This is a genomic window from Streptomyces sp. NPDC054813, assembly GCF_053611365.1.
The window spans coordinates 172,627-188,327 of the sequence record NZ_JBSHAF010000003.1 but is presented as its reverse complement, the minus strand read 5'-3'; the positions used below and the strand labels follow the sequence as shown (position 1 = coordinate 188,327).

Sequence of the window (15,701 nt, the reverse complement as noted above, 5' to 3'; positions counted from 1 at the left end):
GCCGCCGCGCGCGGGGGGGGGCGCGCGGCCGCGGGGCCGCGCCGCGCCCCCCCCCCCCGCCCCCCCCGCGGGGGGCGGCGCGGCGCGCCCCCGCCCCCCCCCCCCCCCCACGGCCGTACCGGAGCGGTCAGCGCACGAAGACTCCCGCCTGGCTCGCCAGGTCCAGGAAGTACTGCGGTGCCACGCCGAGCACCAGCGTGACCGCGACGCCGACGCCGATCGTCGCCATGGTCAGCGGTGACGGAACGGCGACCGTGGGGCCGTCGGGCCTGGGCTCGCTGAAGAACATCAGCACGATCACGCGGATGTAGAAGAACGCGGCGATCGCCGACGAGATCACACCGACGACGACCAGCGGGGCCGCCCCGCCCTCCGCCGCCGCCTTGAACACGGCGAACTTCCCGGCGAAGCCGGAGGTCAGCGGGATACCCGCGAAGGCCAGCAGGAACACCGCGAAGACGGCCGCGACCAGCGGCGAGCGGCGGCCGAGGCCGGCCCACTTGGACAGGTGCGTGGCCTCGCCGCCGGCGTCGCGCACCAGGGTGACCACGGCGAAGGCGCCGATGGTCACGAAGGAGTACCCGGCCAGGTAGAACAGGACGGACGACACGCCGTCCTTCGAGGTCGCGATGACACCCGCGAGGATGAATCCGGCGTGCGCGATCGACGAGTACGCGAGCAGTCGCTTGATGTCGGTCTGGGTGATCGCGACGATCGCGCCGCCCAGCATGGTGATGATCGCGACGCCCCACATGACCGGCCGCCAGTCCCAGCGCAGGCCGGGCAGGACCACGTACAGCAGGCGCAGCAGCGCGCCGAACGCGGCCACCTTGGTCGCCGCTGCCATGAAGCCGGTCACCGGGGTGGGCGCGCCCTGGTAGACGTCGGGCGTCCACATGTGGAAGGGGACCGCGCCGACCTTGAAGAGCAGGCCCATGACGACCATCGCGGTGCCGATCAGGAGCAGTGCGTCATTGCCCATGGTGTCGGCGAGGGCGGGGTCGATGCTGGTGACGGTGCCGTCGACGACCTGGGAGATGGTGGCGTACGACACCGAGCCGGCGTAGCCGTACAGCAGGGCGATGCCGAACAGGGTGAACGCGGAGGCGAAGGCGCCGAGCAGGAAGTACTTGACCGCGGCTTCCTGGGACATCAGGCGCTTGCGGCGGGCCAGGGCGCACATCAGGTAGAGCGGGAGGGAGAAGACCTCCAGGGCCACGAAGAGCGTCAGCAGGTCGTTGGCCGAGGGGAACACCAGCATGCCGGCGACCGCGAAGAGGAGCAGCGGGAAGACCTCGGTGGTGGTGAAGCCGGCCTTCAGCGCGGCCTTCTCGCTGTCGCTGCCGGGCACGGAGGCGGCCTGTGCGGCGAAGGAGTCGACGCGGTTGCCGTGGGCGGCCGGGTCGAGGCGGCGTTCGGCGAAGGTGAACAGGCCGAGCAGGCCGGCCAGCAGAATCGTGCCCTGCAGGAACAGGGACGGTCCGTCGACGGCGATCGCGCCCATGGCGGCGATGTGCGCCTTGGTGGTGCCGTAACCGTCCGCGGCCAGCGCGACGACCGCCGCGAAGGCCGCGCACAGCGCCACGGCGGAGACGAAGACCTGCGCGTAGTAGCGGGACTTGCGCGGGACGAACGCCTCGACGAGCACCCCGACGATCGCCGCGCCGAGCACGATCAGGGTGGGGGACAATTGTCCGTATTCGATCTTCGGCGCGTCGATCTTCGAGATCGGCTCGGCCGCGGTTGTCCACAGGCTGTGGACGGCTGCTGCGCTCACTTGGCCGCCTCCACTGCGGGCTTGGGGTCGGTCTTGTGTACGTCCGACATGGTCTGTTTGACCGCCGGGTTGACGATGTCCGTGACGGGCTTCGGGTAGACGCCCAGGAAGATCAGCAGAACGATCAGCGGGGTGACGACCACGAGTTCACGCGCGCGCAGATCGGGCATCGCGGAGACCTCCGGTTTCACCGGGCCCGTCATCGTCCGCTGGTAGAGGACGAGGGTGTAGAGCGCGGCGAGGACGATGCCGAGGGTGGCGATGATGCCGATGGCCGGATAGCGCGTGAACGTGCCGACCAGGACCAGGAATTCGCTCACGAAGGGGGCGAGACCCGGCAGCGACAGGGTGGCCAGGCCGCCGATCAGGAAGGTGCCGGCGAGCACCGGGGCGACCTTCTGCACACCGCCGTAGTCGGCGATGAGCCGCGAGCCGCGCCGGGAGATCAGGAAGCCGGCGACCAGCATCAGCGCGGCCGTGGAGATGCCGTGGTTGACCATGTAGAGGGTGGCGCCGGACTGGCCCTGGCTGGTCATCGCGAAGATGCCCAGGATGATGAAGCCGAAGTGCGAGATGGACGCGTAGGCGACCAGGCGCTTGATGTCCCGCTGGCCGACGGCGAGCAGGGCGCCGTAGATGATGCTGATCACGGCGAGGACGAGAATGGCGGGTGTCGCCCACTTCGAGGCCTCCGGGAACAGCTGGAGGCAGAAGCGGAGCATCGCGAACGTGCCCACCTTGTCGACGACCGCGGTGATCAGGACGGCGACCGGGGCGGTGGACTCCTGCATGGCGTTGGGCAGCCAGGTGTGCAGCGGCCACAGCGGTGCCTTCACCGCGAAGGCGAAGAAGAAGCCGAGGAACAGCCAGCGTTCGGTGCTGGTCGCCATGTGCAGCGAGCCGTTCGCGCGGGCCTGCACGATCTCCGCGAGGGAGAAGTTCCCGGCGACCACGTAGAGGCCGATCACCGCGGCCAGCATGATCAGGCCGCCGACCAGGTTGTAGAGGAGGAACTTCACGGCCGCGTACGACCGTTGGGCCGCCGCGTTCTCGTCGGAGCCCGCGTGGGCACGGTCCCCGAAGCCGCCGATGAGGAAGTACATCGGGATCAGCATGGCTTCGAAGAAGATGTAGAAGAGGAAGACGTCGGTGGCCTCGAAGGAGATGATCACCATCGCCTCGACGGCCAGGATCAGGGCGAAAAAGCCCTGGGTGGGCCGCCACCGCTTGCTGCCGGTCTCCAGCGGGTCGGCGTCGTGCCAGCCCGCGAGGATGATGAACGGGATCAGCAGGGCGGTCAGCGCGAGCAGGGCGACCGCGATGCCGTCGACGCCCAGTTCGTAGCGGACACCGAAGTCCGAGATCCAGGCGTGGGACTCGGTGAGCTGGTAGCGGGCGCCGCCCGGGTCGAAGCGGACCAGGACGACGATCGCCAGCACGAGCGTGCCGAGCGAGACCAGCAGCGCGAGCCATTTGGCGGCGGTGCGCTGTGCGGCCGGTACGGCGGCCGTCGCGACCGCCCCGACGGCGGGGAGCGCCGCCGTCGCTGTCAGCAGAGGAAAGGACATCGGTATCAGACCGCCCTCATCAGCAGGGTCGCGGCGACCAGGAGGGCAGCGCCGCCGAACATCGAGACCGCGTACGAGCGCGCGTAGCCGTTCTGGAGCTTGCGCAGTCGGCCGGACAGCCCGCCGAAGCCCGCCGCCGTGCCGTTGACGACCCCGTCGACCAGGGTGTGGTCGACGTAGACCAGGGAGCGGGTGAGGTGTTCGCCGCCGCGGACCAGGACGACGTGGTTGAAGTCGTCCTGGAGGAGGTCGCGGCGGGCCGCACGGGTCAGCAGCGAACCGCGCGGGGCGACGGCCGGGACGGGACGGCGGCCGTACTGGAGGTAGGCGATGCCGACGCCGATGACCAGGCACACCATGGTGGCGCCGGTGACCGTGGCCGCGCTCAGCGGGGAGTCGCCCTCGCTGTGACCGGTGACCGGCTCCAGCCAGTGCAGGAAGCGGTCGCCGATACTGAAGAACGCGCCGCCGAAGACCGAGCCGATCGCCAGCACGATCATCGGGATGGTCATGACCTTCGGGGACTCGTGCGGGTGCGGCTCGTGACCGTGCTCGTCGGGCTGCCAGCGCTTCTCGCCGAAGAACGTCATCAGCATCACGCGCGTCATGTAGAACGCGGTGATGGCCGCGCCGAGCAGGGCGCAGGCGCCGAGGATCCAGCCCTCGGTGCCGCCCTTGGCGAACGCCGCCTCAATGATCTTGTCCTTGGAGAAGAAGCCGGACAGGCCCGGGAAACCGATGATAGCGAGGTAGCCGAGGCCGAAGGTGATGAAGGTGACCGGCATGTACTTGCGCAGGCCGCCGTACTTGCGCATGTCCACCTCGTCGTTCATGCCGTGCATGACGGAACCGGCGCCGAGGAACAGTCCGGCCTTGAAGAAGCCGTGCGTCACCAGGTGCATGATCGCGAAGACGTAGCCGATCGGGCCGAGGCCGGCAGCGAGCACCATGTAGCCGATCTGCGACATGGTCGAGCCGGCGAGGGCCTTCTTGATGTCGTCCTTCGCGCAACCGACGATGGCACCGAACAGGAGGGTGACGGCGCCGACGACGGTGACGACGAGTTGCGCGTCCGGGGCCGCGTTGAAGATCGCTCCGGAGCGGACGATGAGGTAGACGCCGGCGGTCACCATGGTCGCCGCGTGGATGAGGGCCGAGACCGGGGTCGGGCCCTCCATGGCGTCCCCGAGCCAGGACTGCAGCGGGACCTGGGCGGACTTGCCGCAGGCGGCGAGCAGCAGCATCAGGCCGATCGCGGTGAGCCTGCCCTCGGAGGCGTCGGTCGCGTGGCTGAGGACCGGGCCGAAGGCGAACGTGCCGAACGTCGTGAACATCAGCATGATCGCGATCGACAGACCCATGTCGCCGACCCGGTTGACCAGGAAGGCCTTCTTCGCGGCGGTGGCCGCGCTGGGCTTGTGCTGCCAGAAGCCGATCAGCAGGTACGAGGCGAGGCCGACGCCCTCCCAGCCGACGTACAGCAGCAGGTAGTTGTCGGCGAGGACGAGCAGCAGCATCGCCGCGAGGAACAGGTTGAGGTAGCCGAAGAAGCGGCGGCGGCGCTCGTCGTGCTCCATGTACCCGATCGAGTACAGGTGGATGAGCGAGCCGACGCCGGTGATCAGCAGGACGAACGTCATCGACAGCTGGTCGAGGCGGAAGGTGACGTCCGCCTGGAAGCCGGCCACCGGGACCCAGGTGAACAGGTGCTGCATCAGGGTGCGGTGTTCGGCGTTCTTGCCCAGCAGGTCCGCGAAGAGGATCACGCCGAACACGAAGGAGGTCGTCGACAGGAGCGTGCCGATCCAGTGGCCCACGCCGTCCAGGCGGCGACCACCGACCAGGAGGACGGCCGCTCCGAGCAGGGGCGCCGCGATCAGCAGCGCAATGAGGTTCTCCACGATTCAGCGACCCCTTACAGCTTCATCAGGCTGGCGTCGTCGACCGAGGCCGAGTGGCGGGTACGGAACAGCGACACGATGATCGCGAGCCCGACCACGACCTCCGCGGCGGCGACGACCATCGTGAAGAAGGCGATGATCTGGCCGTCGAGATTGCCGTGCATGCGGGAGAAGACGACGAACGCGAGGTTGCAGGCGTTGAGCATCAGCTCGATGCACATGAAGACGACGATCGCATTTCGTCTGATCAGCACACCGGTGGCGCCGATCGTGAACAACAAGGCGGCGAGATAGAGGTAGTAGACCGGGTTCACTTCGACGCCTCCTCGGGCCGCTTGAGGTTCTCCGGCTCGATCGGGGTCCGCTCCAGCCGTTCCTCGGCGCGCTGTTCCAGGGCCCGCAGGTCGTTGAGGGCCTCCGCGGACACGTCACGGATCTGGCCGCGGTCGCGCAGCGTCTTGTTGACCGTGAGCTCGGACGCCGTGCCGTCGGGCAGCAGGCCGGCGATGTCGACGGCGTTGTGCCGGGCGTAGACGCCGGGGGCGGGCAGCGGCGGCAGGTGCTTGCCGTCGCGGACGCGCTGTTCGGACTGCTCGCGCTGGGTCTTGGCGCGCTCGGTGCGCTCGCGGTGGGTGAGCACCATGGCGCCGACGGCCGCGGTGATGAGCAGGGCACCGGTGATTTCGAAGGCGAAGACGTACTTGGTGAAGATGAGGGCGGCGAGGCCCTCCACATTGCCGTTGGCGTTCGCCTGGCCGGTGCCGTTGAAGTTCTTGAGGGAGGCGTTGGCGATACCCGCGAAGAGCAGGACGCCGAAGCCGACCCCACAGAGAAGGGCCAGCCAGCGCTGGCCCTTGATGGTCTCGGTCAGGGAGTCGGCGGCGGTCACGCCGACCAGCATCACCACGAAGAGGAACAGCATCATGATCGCGCCGGTGTAGACGACGATCTGCACGATGCCCAGGAAGTAGGCGCCGTTGGCGAGGTAGAACACCGCCAGGACGATCATGGTGCCGGCGAGGCAGAGGGCGCTGTGCACGGCCCTCTTCATGAGGACGGTGCCCAGGGCGCCGATCACGGCGACGGTGCCGAGGACCCAGAACTGGAAGGCCTCCCCGGTGGAGGTGGCGTAGGCGGCGAGCTGCGGGCCCATCATGCCTCCACCCCCTCTTCCTCCGGCTTCTCGCCCTTCGAGACGGCCACCTGCTGGACGGTCCCGGGCGCGGCCTCGGTCACCAGGCCCCGGTAGTAGTCCTGTTCGTCGGTGCCCGGGAAGATCGCGTGCGGGCTGTCGACCATGCCCTCTTCGAGGCCGGCGAGCAGCTGCTCCTTGGTGTAGATGAGGTTGGCGCGGCTGGTGTCGGCGAGCTCGAACTCGTTGGTCATCGTGAGCGCGCGCGTGGGACACGCCTCGATGCACAGGCCGCACAGGATGCAGCGGGCGTAGTTGATCTGGTAGACGCGGCCGTAGCGCTCGCCCGGCGAGTAACGCTCCTCGTCGGTGTTGTCGGCGCCCTCCACGTAGATGGCGTCGGCAGGGCAGGCCCAGGCGCACAGTTCGCAGCCGACGCACTTCTCCAGGCCGTCCGGATGGCGGTTGAGCTGGTGCCGTCCGTGGAACCGCGGAGCCGTGGTCTTCTTCTGCTCCGGGTACTGCTCGGTCAGCCGCTTCTTGAACATGGCCTTGAAGGTCACGCCGAAGCCGGCCACGGGGTTCAGGAAACCGGGCTCGGTCTCCTTGGGCTCCTCAGCCATCGGACGCCTCCTTTCCATCCGTAGATCCGTCACTGACAGTGTCCGGTCCACCACTGACAATCAGCTCCCGCTCCCGGCGCGGGCTGCGCCGGGGCACCGGCGGCAGCTCCTGTCCGGGCAGCGGCGGCACGGGGAACCCGCCTGCCATCGGGTCGAACGCGACCGGCTCGGCGGCGGGCTGGGCGCCCTCCCTGCCGCCCTTGTCGCGGAACATGTCGACGACGAAGGACAGGACCAGCAGAGCGAGGATTCCGCCGCCGACGTAGAGGGCGATGTCGGTGAAGCCGTAGTTCTCGTTGCGGAGGGTCCGTACGGTGGCGACGAGCATCAGCCAGACGACCGAGACCGGGATGAGGACCTTCCAGCCGAGCTTCATCAGCTGGTCGTAGCGCACCCGCGGGAGGCTGGCGCGCAGCCAGACGAAGACGAACAGCAGCACGACGACCTTGGCGACGAACCAGAGCATCGGCCACCAGCCGTGGTTGGCGCCCGCCCAGACGGTGCTGATCGGCCAGGGGGCGCGCCACCCGCCGAGGAACAGCGTCGTCGACACGGCAGCGACCGTCACCATGTTGACGTACTCGGCGAGCATGAACATCGCGAACTTGATCGACGAGTACTCGGTGTTGAAGCCGCCGACCAGGTCGCCCTCGGACTCCGGCATGTCGAAGGGGGCGCGGTTGGTCTCGCCGACCATGGTGACGACGTAGATGATGAACGAGACCGGCAGCAGCACGATGTACCAGCGGCCCTGCTGCTGGTCGACGATCGTGGACGTCGACATCGAGCCCGAGTACAGGAACACCGACGCGAACGCGGCGCCCATGGCGATCTCGTAGGAGATCATCTGCGCGCAGGAGCGCAGGCCGCCGAGGAGCGGGTAGGTGGATCCGGAGCTCCAGCCGGCGAGGACGATGCCGTAGATGCCGACGGAGGCGACCGCGAGGATGTAGAGCATCGCGATCGGCAGGTCGGTGAGCTGCATCGTGGTGCGGTGGCCGAAGATCGAGACCTCGTTGTCGGCCGGTCCGAACGGGATGACCGCGATGGCCATGAACGCCGGGATGGCCGCGACGATCGGCGCGAGGATGTAGACGGCCTTGTCGGCGCGTTTGACGATGAGGTCTTCCTTGAGCATCAGCTTCACGCCGTCGGCGAGCGACTGGAGCATGCCCCAGGGGCCGTGCCGGTTGGGGCCGATGCGCAGCTGCATCCAGGCGATGACCTTGCGCTCCATGACGATGGAGACCAGCACGGTCACCATCAGGAAGGCGAAGCAGAAGACCGCCTTGACGACGACCAGCCACCAGGGGTCGCGGCCGAACATGGAGAGGTCTTCAGCAGCGAGGTACGGGTTCATGCCTCCACCTCCTTGGGGGCCTCACCGGCGGTGGCCGCCGGGCCGATGCGGACGAGGTCGCCGGGCAGCGCCCCGGTGTCGGAGGCGACGCCGCCGCCCACGGAGTTCAGCGGAAGCCAGACCACGCGGTCGGGCATCTCGGTGATCCTGAGCGGGAGTTCGACGGTGCCGGCACGCGAGGTGACGGCGACCAGGTCGCCGTTCCCGATGCCGGCCTCGGCGGCGGTCGCGGCGGACAGGCGGGCGTGAGCGGCGTGCCGGGTGCCGGCGAGGGCCTCGTCGCCTTCCTGGAGGACGCCCTGGTCGAGCAGGAGCCGGTGTCCCGCGAGCACGGCCTCCCCGGCCGCCGGCCGCGGCAGCGGTCCCGCCGTCTCCAGCGGCTCGGAGGCCTTCGGCCCGTCCCAGGCGCCGAGCCGGTCGAGTTCCGCGCGCGTGGTGCGCAGGTCGGGCAGGCCGAGGTGGACGTCCATGGCGTCGGCGAGCATCTGCAGCACGCGCGCGTCGGTGGGCGCGAGCCGCCGGATCATCTGTTCGGGCTTGAGCGCGGCCTCGAAGAACCGAACCCGGCCTTCCCAGTTGAGGAAGGTGCCGGCCTTCTCGGCGACGGCGGCGACCGGGAGGACGACATCGGCGCGCTCGGTGACCTCGCTGGGCCGCAGCTCCAGCGAGACCAGGAAGCCGACGGCTTCGAGTGCCGCACGCGCACGCGTGGGGTCGGGCAGGTCGGCGACCTCGACGCCGGCGACCAGCAGGGCGGAGAGTTCGCCGCGGGCGGCGGCCTCGATGATCTGGCCGGTGTCGCGGCCGTAGCGGAGCGGGAGTTCGGACACGCCCCAGGCGGCGGCGACCTCGTCACGCGCGCGTGGGTCGGTGGCCGGGCGGCCGCCGGGCAGCAGCGACGGCAGCGCGCCCGCCTCGATCGCACCGCGCTCACCGGCCCGGCGCGGGATCCACACCAGCTGTGCGCCAGTGGCGGTGGCGGCCCGTACGGCGGCGGTCAGGCCACCGACGACCGATGCCAGCCGCTCGCCGACGACGATCACCGCGCCCTCGGTGCGCAGCGCCGCGGCGGCCTGGGTGCCGGGCTCCTCCAGGCCGACGCCGCTCGCGAGCGCGTCCAGCCATTCGGTCTCGGTGCCGGGCGCGGCCGGCAGCAGCGTGCCCCCGGTCTTCTCCAGGCCGCGCGTGGCGTGCGTGGCGAGCGAGAACACCTTCTGCTTGTGCTTGCGCCAGGCCTTGCGCAGCCGCAGGAAGACGCCGGGCGCCTCCTCCTCCGACTCGAACCCGACCAGCAGGACGGCGGGCGCCTGTTCCAGCGAGGTGTAGGTGACGCCCGTACCGTCGAGGTCGCGGCCGCGGCCTGCGATCCGGGCCGCCAGGAAGTCGGCCTCCTCGCTGCTGTGCACGCGCGCGCGGAAGTCGATGTCGTTGGTGTCGAGCGCCACGCGCGCGAACTTGCTGTACGCGTAGGCGTCCTCGACGGCGAGTCGGCCGCCGGTGAGGACACCGGCCCGGGAACGGGCCGCGGCCAGTCCCTGGGCGGCCGCGTCGAGCGCCTCCGGCCAGGAGGCGGGTTCGAGCACGCCCTGCGCGTTGCGGACCAGCGGGGTCTCCAGGCGGCCCTTCTGCTGCGCGTACCGGAACGCGAAGCGTCCCTTGTCGCAGATCCACTCCTCGTTGACCTCGGGGTCGTTGGCGGCGAGCCGCCGCATGACCTTGCCGCGTCGGTGGTCGGTGCGGGTGGCGCAGCCGCCCGAGCAGTGCTCGCACACGGACGGCGAGGAGATCAGGTCGAAGGGGCGGGAGCGGAAGCGATACGCCGCCGAGGTCAGCGCGCCCACCGGGCAGATCTGGATGGTGTTCCCGGAGAAGTACGACTCGAAGGGGTCGCCCTCGCCGGTGCCGACCTGCTGCAGCGCGCCGCGTTCCAGGAGCTCGATCATCGGGTCGCCGGCGACCTGGTTGGAGAACCGGGTGCAGCGCGCGCACAGTACGCACCGCTCGCGGTCGAGGAGCACCTGGGTGGAGATGGGGAGGGGCTTCTCGTAGGTGCGCTTCTTGCCGTCGAAACGGGACTCGGCGTTGCCGTGCGACATCGCCTGGTTCTGCAGCGGGCACTCGCCGCCCTTGTCGCAGACCGGGCAGTCCAGCGGGTGGTTGATGAGCAGCAGCTCCATCACGCCTTGCTGGGCCTTCTCGGCGACCGGGGAGGTGAGATGGGTCTTCACCACCATGCCGTCGGTGCAGGTGATCGTGCAGGACGCCATGGGCTTGCGCTGGCCCTCGACCTCGACGATGCACTGACGGCAGGCGCCGGCCGGATCCAGCAGGGGGTGGTCGCAGAAGCGCGGGATCTCGATGCCGAGCTGCTCGGCGGCGCGGATGACCAGGGTGCCCTTGGGCACGCTGATCTCCACGCCGTCGATCGTCAGCGTGACGAGGTCCTGCGGCGGGACCGCCGCCGTCCCCCCCGAGGAGGGGGAACTCGTGGTCACGGTCATGCGTTCACCTCCGGGCGGTCCGCCCAGGCCGTCGACTTGGCCGGGTCGAAGGGACAGCCCCGGCCCGTGATGTGCTGTTCGTACTCCTCGCGGAAGTACTTCAGCGAGGAGAAGATCGGGGACGCGGCGCCGTCACCGAGGGCGCAGAAGGACTTGCCGTTGATGTTGTCGGCGATGTCGTTCAGCTTGTCGAGGTCGGACATCACGCCCTTGCCGGCCTCGATGTCGCGCAGCAACTGCACCAGCCAGTAGGTGCCTTCGCGGCACGGGGTGCACTTGCCGCAGGACTCGTGCGCGTAGAACTCGGTCCAGCGGGTGACGGCGCGCACGACGCAGGTGGTCTCGTCGAAGCACTGGAGGGCCTTGGTGCCGAGCATGGAACCGGCCGCCCCCACCCCTTCGTAGTCGAGAGGGACGTCGAGGTGCTCGTCGGTGAACATGGGCGTCGAGGATCCGCCCGGTGTCCAGAACTTCAGGCGGTGGCCGGTGCGCATCCCCCCGCTCATGTCGAGGAGCTGGCGCAGGGTGATGCCGAGCGGTGCCTCGTACTGGCCGGGGCTGGTGACGTGGCCGCTCAGCGAGTAGAGCGTGAAGCCGGGTGACTTCTCGCTCCCCATCGACCTGAACCAGTCCTTGCCCTTTTGCAGGATGGCGGGAACCGAGGCGATGGACTCGACGTTGTTCACAACAGTCGGGCAGGCATAGAGCCCTTCGACAGCCGGGAAGGGGGGACGCAGTCGCGGTTGACCACGGCGGCCTTCGAGCGAGTCGAGCAGTGCGGTCTCCTCACCGCAGATGTACGCGCCGGCGCCGGCGTGCACGGTGAGGTCCAAGTCGAGACCGCTGCCCAGGATGTTCTCGCCGAGGTAGCCGGCCTCGTAGGCCTCGCGCACGGCCTCGTGCACCCGCCGCAGGACGGGCACGACTTCACCACGCAGATAGATGAAGGCATGCGACGACCGGATGGCATAACACGCGATCACGATGCCCTCTACGAGGCTGTGCGGGTTCGCGAAGAGGAGCGGGATGTCCTTGCAGGTCCCGGGCTCCGACTCGTCGGCGTTGACAACCAGATAGTGCGGTTTGCCGTCTCCCTGCGGAATGAACTGCCACTTCATCCCGGTGGGGAATCCCGCGCCGCCCCGGCCGCGCAGTCCGGACTCCTTGACGTAGGCGATCAGGTCGTCCGGTGACATGGCGAGCGCCTTGCGGAGGCCCTCGTATCCGTCGTGCCGCCGGTAGACGTCCAGCGTCCAGGACCGGTCCTCGTCCCAGAAGGCCGACAGCACGGGTGCGAGCAGCTTCTCGGGGCTGGTGTCCTTGAGATCGGGTACCACCGTCATCACTCCCCCTCCTCGGCGGCAGGCCCTGCCGGGTGCGACGGGTCGGAGGCCGAGGTCTCCTGCGGCGCGTCATGGGAACTGAGGTGCTCGGCCGGCGACGGCTCGTGCACCGTCCGGCCCTGCGGCCCCGGGCGCGGATGGACCACGCGCGCGGGTGCGGACTCTCCCCTGGCCAGGCGGAGGCCGACCAGCGAGGCGGGTCCGGAGCTACCGCTCTCCTCGACGGCCCCGGGCCGCTCGTCGGGGAAGCCGGCCAGGATCCGCGCGGTCTCCTTGAAGGTGCACAGCCGGGCCCCGCGCGTGGGCTCGACGTCCCGGCCCGCACGCAGGTCGTCGACCAGGCGCCGGGCGCTCGCCGGGGTCTGGTTGTCGAAGAACTCCCAGTTGACCATCACGACCGGCGCGAAGTCGCAGGCCGCGTTGCACTCGATGTGCTCCAGGGTCACGCTGCCGTCGTCGGTGGTCTCGCCGTTGCCGATGCCCAGGTGCTCCTGGAGGGTCTCGAAGATGGCGTCGCCGCCCATCACCGCGCACAGGGTGTTGGTGCAGACGCCCACCTGGTAGTCACCGGAGGGCTTGCGCCGGTACATCGTGTAGAAGGTGGCGACCGCGGTGACCTCCGCCGTGGTCAGCTGCAGTACGTCGGCGCAGAACCGCATCCCGGTGCGCGTGACGTGTCCCTCCTCCGACTGCACGAGATGCAGCAACGGGAGCAGGGCGGACCGGGAGTCGGGGTAGCGCGCGATGATGTCGCGCGCGTCCGTCTCCAGTCGGGCCCGGACGTCGTCCGGATACGCGGGCGCGGGCAGCTCGGGCATGCCCAGGCTGACGCCCCGCTCCGAAGAAGAGGTGTTCACCGGTCGACGCCTCCCAGTACCGGGTCGATGGACGCGATGACGACGATGACGTCGGCGACCTGGCCGCCCTCACACATCGCCGCGATGGCCTGCAGGTTGGCGAAGGACGGGTCGCGGAAATGGACCCGGTAGGGGCGGGTGCCGCCGTCGGAGACGACGTGCGCCCCGAGTTCGCCCTTGGGTGACTCGATGGCCGTGTAGACCTGTCCGGGCGGGACCCGGAAACCCTCGGTGACCAGCTTGAAGTGGTGGATCAGGGCCTCCATGGAGGTGCCCATGATCTTCTTGATGTGGTCGAGGGAGTTGCCGAGTCCGTCCGGTCCCAGGGCGAGCTGCGCGGGCCAGGCGATCTTCTTGTCGGCGACCATGACCGGCCCGGGCTGGAGCCGGTCCAGGCACTGCTCGACGATCCTGAGCGACTGGCGCATCTCCTCCAGGCGGATCAGGAAACGGCCGTAGGCGTCCGAGGTCTCGGCGACGGCGACGTCGAAGTCGTAGTTCTCGTAGCCGCAGTAGGGCTGGGACTTGCGCAGGTCGTGCGGCAGGCCGGTGGCCCGCAGGATGGGCCCGGTGGCACCGAGGGCCATGCAGCCGGCCAGGTCGAGATAGCCGATGCCCTGCATGCGGCCCTTGAAGACGGGGTTCCCGGTGGCGAGCTTGTCGTACTCGGGGAGGTTCTTCCGCATCTTCTTGATGAACTCGCGGATCTGGTCCACCGCGCCGGGCGGCAGGTCCTGGGCGAGTCCGCCGGGGCGGATGTACGCGTGGTTCATCCGCAGGCCGGTGATGAGCTCGAAGAGGTCGAGAATCATTTCACGATCACGGAATCCGTAGATCATGAGCGTGGTGGCGCCCAGCTCCATGCCGCCGGTGGCGATGGCGACCAGGTGCGAGGACATCCGGTTCAGCTCCATCAGGAGCACCCGGATGATCGTGGCGCGGTCGGGGACCTGGTCCTCGATGCCGAGGAGTTTCTCGACGGCGAGACAGTAGGCGGTCTCGTTGAAGAAGGACGTCAGGTAGTCCATGCGCGTGACGAAGGCGGAGCCCTGCGTCCACGTGCGGTACTCGAGGTTCTTCTCGATGCCGGTGTGCAGATAGCCGACGCCGCAGCGGGTCTCGGTGACGGTCTCGCCGTCGATCTCCAGGATCAGCCGGAGCACGCCATGGGTGGAGGGGTGCTGGGGACCCATGTTGACGACGATGCGTTCGTCGTCGGCGCGGGCCGCGGACTGGACGATCTCGTCCCAGTCGCCACCGGTGACCGTATATACGGTGCCCTCGGTGGTCTCGCGCGCCGAGGCGGTCGACGCGGCGGATGCTGACTGTGTGCTCACGAGTACGACCTCCGCTGGTCCGGAGCCGGGATCTGGGCGCCCTTGTACTCGACGGGGATGCCGCCGAGGGGGTAGTCCTTGCGCTGCGGATGGCCCTGCCAGTCGTCCGGCATGAGGATGCGGGTCAGGGCCGGGTGACCGTCGAAGACGATCCCGAAGAAGTCGTAGGTCTCCCGTTCGTGCCAGTCGTTGGTCGGATAGACGGAGACCAGGGACGGGATGTGCGGATCGGCGTCCGGGGCGCTGACCTCCAGCCGGATCAGCCGGTTGTGGGTGATCGAGCGCAGGTGGTAGACGGCGTGCAGCTCGCGGCCCTTGTCGTGGAGGTAGTGGACGCCGCTGACACCGGTGCACAGCTCGAAGCGGAGCGCGGGGTCGTCGCGCAGGGTGCGGGCGACGCGCAGCAGGTGCTCGCGTTCGATGTGGAAGGTGACCTCGCCGCGGTCGACGACCGTCTTCTCGATGGCGTTGGCGGGCAGCAGGCCCTGTTCCTCCAGGGCGCCCTCCAGCTCGTCGGCGACCTCGTCGAACCAACCGCCGTACGGGCGGGTCGCCGGCCCGGGGAGCCGGACGGAGCGGACCAGGCCGCCGTAGCCGGAGGTGTCGCCGCCGTTGTTGGCGCCGAACATGCCGCGCTGGACGCGGATCTCCTCGCCGCCCTGGCCGCGCTGGCCGGGGAGGTTGTCGGCGGCGAGGTCCTTCTCGGGATTGGCCCCGTTGTGGCCGTTCGCGTCGCTCACCGCAGCAGCCCCTTCATCTCGATCGTGGGCAGGGCCTTGAGCGCCGCCTCCTCCGCCTCGCGGGCCGCTTCCTGCGCGTTGACGCCGAGCTTGGAGCTCTGGATCTTCTGGTGGAGCTTGAGGATCGCGTCCAGCAGCATCTCGGGGCGGGGCGGGCAGCCGGGCAGGTAGATGTCGACCGGGACGATGTGGTCGACGCCCTGGACGATGGCGTAGTTGTTGAACATGCCGCCCGAGGAGGCGCAGACGCCCATGGAGATCACCCACTTCGGATTGGGCATCTGGTCGTAGACCTGCCGCAGGACGGGCGCCATCTTCTGGCTGACCCGGCCGGCGACGATCATCAGGTCGGCCTGGCGCGGTGAGCCGCGGAAGACCTCCATGCCGAACCGTGCCAGGTCGTACCGGCCCGCTCCCGCCGTCATCATTTCGAAGGCGCAGCAGGCGAGGCCGAAGGTGGCGGGGAAGACGGACGCCTTGCGCACCCAGCCCGCGGCCTGCTCGACGGTGGTCAGCAGGAAACCGCTCGGCAGCTTTTCTTCGAGTCCCATGACTTAAAAGC

13 protein-coding genes are annotated in these 15,701 nt (G+C 69.3%); all 13 read right to left on the bottom strand.

What is annotated here, in order from left to right:
• Nucleotides 1-127 precede the first annotated feature (127 nt).
• The 13 genes from nuoN to ACWGJB_RS06870 are packed head-to-tail and all read right to left on the bottom strand — an operon-like array spanning nt 128 to nt 15,690.
• A complete protein-coding gene (gene nuoN / locus ACWGJB_RS06930; protein ID WP_453379204.1) occupies nt 128-1,777 on the bottom strand; it encodes an NADH-quinone oxidoreductase subunit NuoN in 1,650 nt (549 codons plus the stop codon).
• A complete protein-coding gene (locus ACWGJB_RS06925) occupies nt 1,774-3,345 on the bottom strand; it encodes an NADH-quinone oxidoreductase subunit M (protein ID WP_453379203.1) in 1,572 nt (523 codons plus the stop codon). Before ACWGJB_RS06925 ends, nuoN begins: the two co-directional genes overlap by 4 nt.
• Before the next feature lie 5 nt (nt 3,346-3,350).
• Nucleotides 3,351-5,246 (bottom strand): NADH-quinone oxidoreductase subunit L, encoded by a 1,896-nt coding sequence (nuoL, locus tag ACWGJB_RS06920; protein ID WP_453379202.1) that lies wholly within the window; start codon nt 5,244-5,246, stop codon nt 3,351-3,353.
• 14 nt (nt 5,247-5,260) lie between these two features.
• The gene (gene nuoK / locus ACWGJB_RS06915) at nt 5,261-5,560 is read right to left on the bottom strand and encodes an NADH-quinone oxidoreductase subunit NuoK (RefSeq protein WP_046726439.1); all 300 of its coding nucleotides are present in this window, start codon (nt 5,558-5,560) and stop codon (nt 5,261-5,263) included.
• Nucleotides 5,557-6,399 carry an NADH-quinone oxidoreductase subunit J gene (locus ACWGJB_RS06910; protein WP_453379461.1) on the bottom strand — a complete coding sequence of 281 codons (843 nt, stop codon included), beginning with the start codon at nt 6,397-6,399 and terminating at the stop codon, nt 5,557-5,559. Before ACWGJB_RS06910 ends, nuoK begins: the two co-directional genes overlap by 4 nt.
• A complete protein-coding gene (gene nuoI, locus ACWGJB_RS06905) occupies nt 6,399-7,001 on the bottom strand; it encodes an NADH-quinone oxidoreductase subunit NuoI (RefSeq protein ID WP_404166785.1) in 603 nt (200 codons plus the stop codon). Before nuoI ends, ACWGJB_RS06910 begins: the two co-directional genes overlap by 1 nt.
• Nucleotides 6,994-8,361: an NADH-quinone oxidoreductase subunit NuoH gene (gene nuoH / locus ACWGJB_RS06900; protein WP_360489131.1), complete on the bottom strand. Its 1,368-nt coding sequence runs from the start codon at nt 8,359-8,361 to the stop codon at nt 6,994-6,996. The genes nuoI and nuoH overlap by 8 nt, the downstream gene beginning before the upstream one ends.
• A complete protein-coding gene (locus tag ACWGJB_RS06895; RefSeq protein WP_453379201.1) occupies nt 8,358-10,862 on the bottom strand; it encodes an NADH-quinone oxidoreductase subunit G in 2,505 nt (834 codons plus the stop codon). Before ACWGJB_RS06895 ends, nuoH begins: the two co-directional genes overlap by 4 nt.
• Nucleotides 10,859-12,205: an NADH-quinone oxidoreductase subunit NuoF gene (gene nuoF, locus ACWGJB_RS06890; protein ID WP_453379200.1), complete on the bottom strand. Its 1,347-nt coding sequence runs from the start codon at nt 12,203-12,205 to the stop codon at nt 10,859-10,861. The genes ACWGJB_RS06895 and nuoF overlap by 4 nt, the downstream gene beginning before the upstream one ends.
• On the bottom strand, nt 12,205-13,062 hold the full coding sequence (nuoE, locus tag ACWGJB_RS06885; protein ID WP_453379199.1) for an NADH-quinone oxidoreductase subunit NuoE: 858 nt from the start codon (nt 13,060-13,062) through the stop codon (nt 12,205-12,207). Before nuoE ends, nuoF begins: the two co-directional genes overlap by 1 nt.
• Nucleotides 13,059-14,399 carry an NADH-quinone oxidoreductase subunit D gene (locus tag ACWGJB_RS06880; protein ID WP_453379198.1) on the bottom strand — a complete coding sequence of 447 codons (1,341 nt, stop codon included), beginning with the start codon at nt 14,397-14,399 and terminating at the stop codon, nt 13,059-13,061. The genes nuoE and ACWGJB_RS06880 overlap by 4 nt, the downstream gene beginning before the upstream one ends.
• A complete protein-coding gene (locus tag ACWGJB_RS06875) occupies nt 14,396-15,139 on the bottom strand; it encodes an NADH-quinone oxidoreductase subunit C (protein WP_382528185.1) in 744 nt (247 codons plus the stop codon). Before ACWGJB_RS06875 ends, ACWGJB_RS06880 begins: the two co-directional genes overlap by 4 nt.
• Nucleotides 15,136-15,690 (bottom strand): NuoB/complex I 20 kDa subunit family protein, encoded by a 555-nt coding sequence (locus tag ACWGJB_RS06870; RefSeq protein WP_450754012.1) that lies wholly within the window; start codon nt 15,688-15,690, stop codon nt 15,136-15,138. Before ACWGJB_RS06870 ends, ACWGJB_RS06875 begins: the two co-directional genes overlap by 4 nt.
• Between the last annotated feature and the right edge of the window lie 11 nt (nt 15,691-15,701).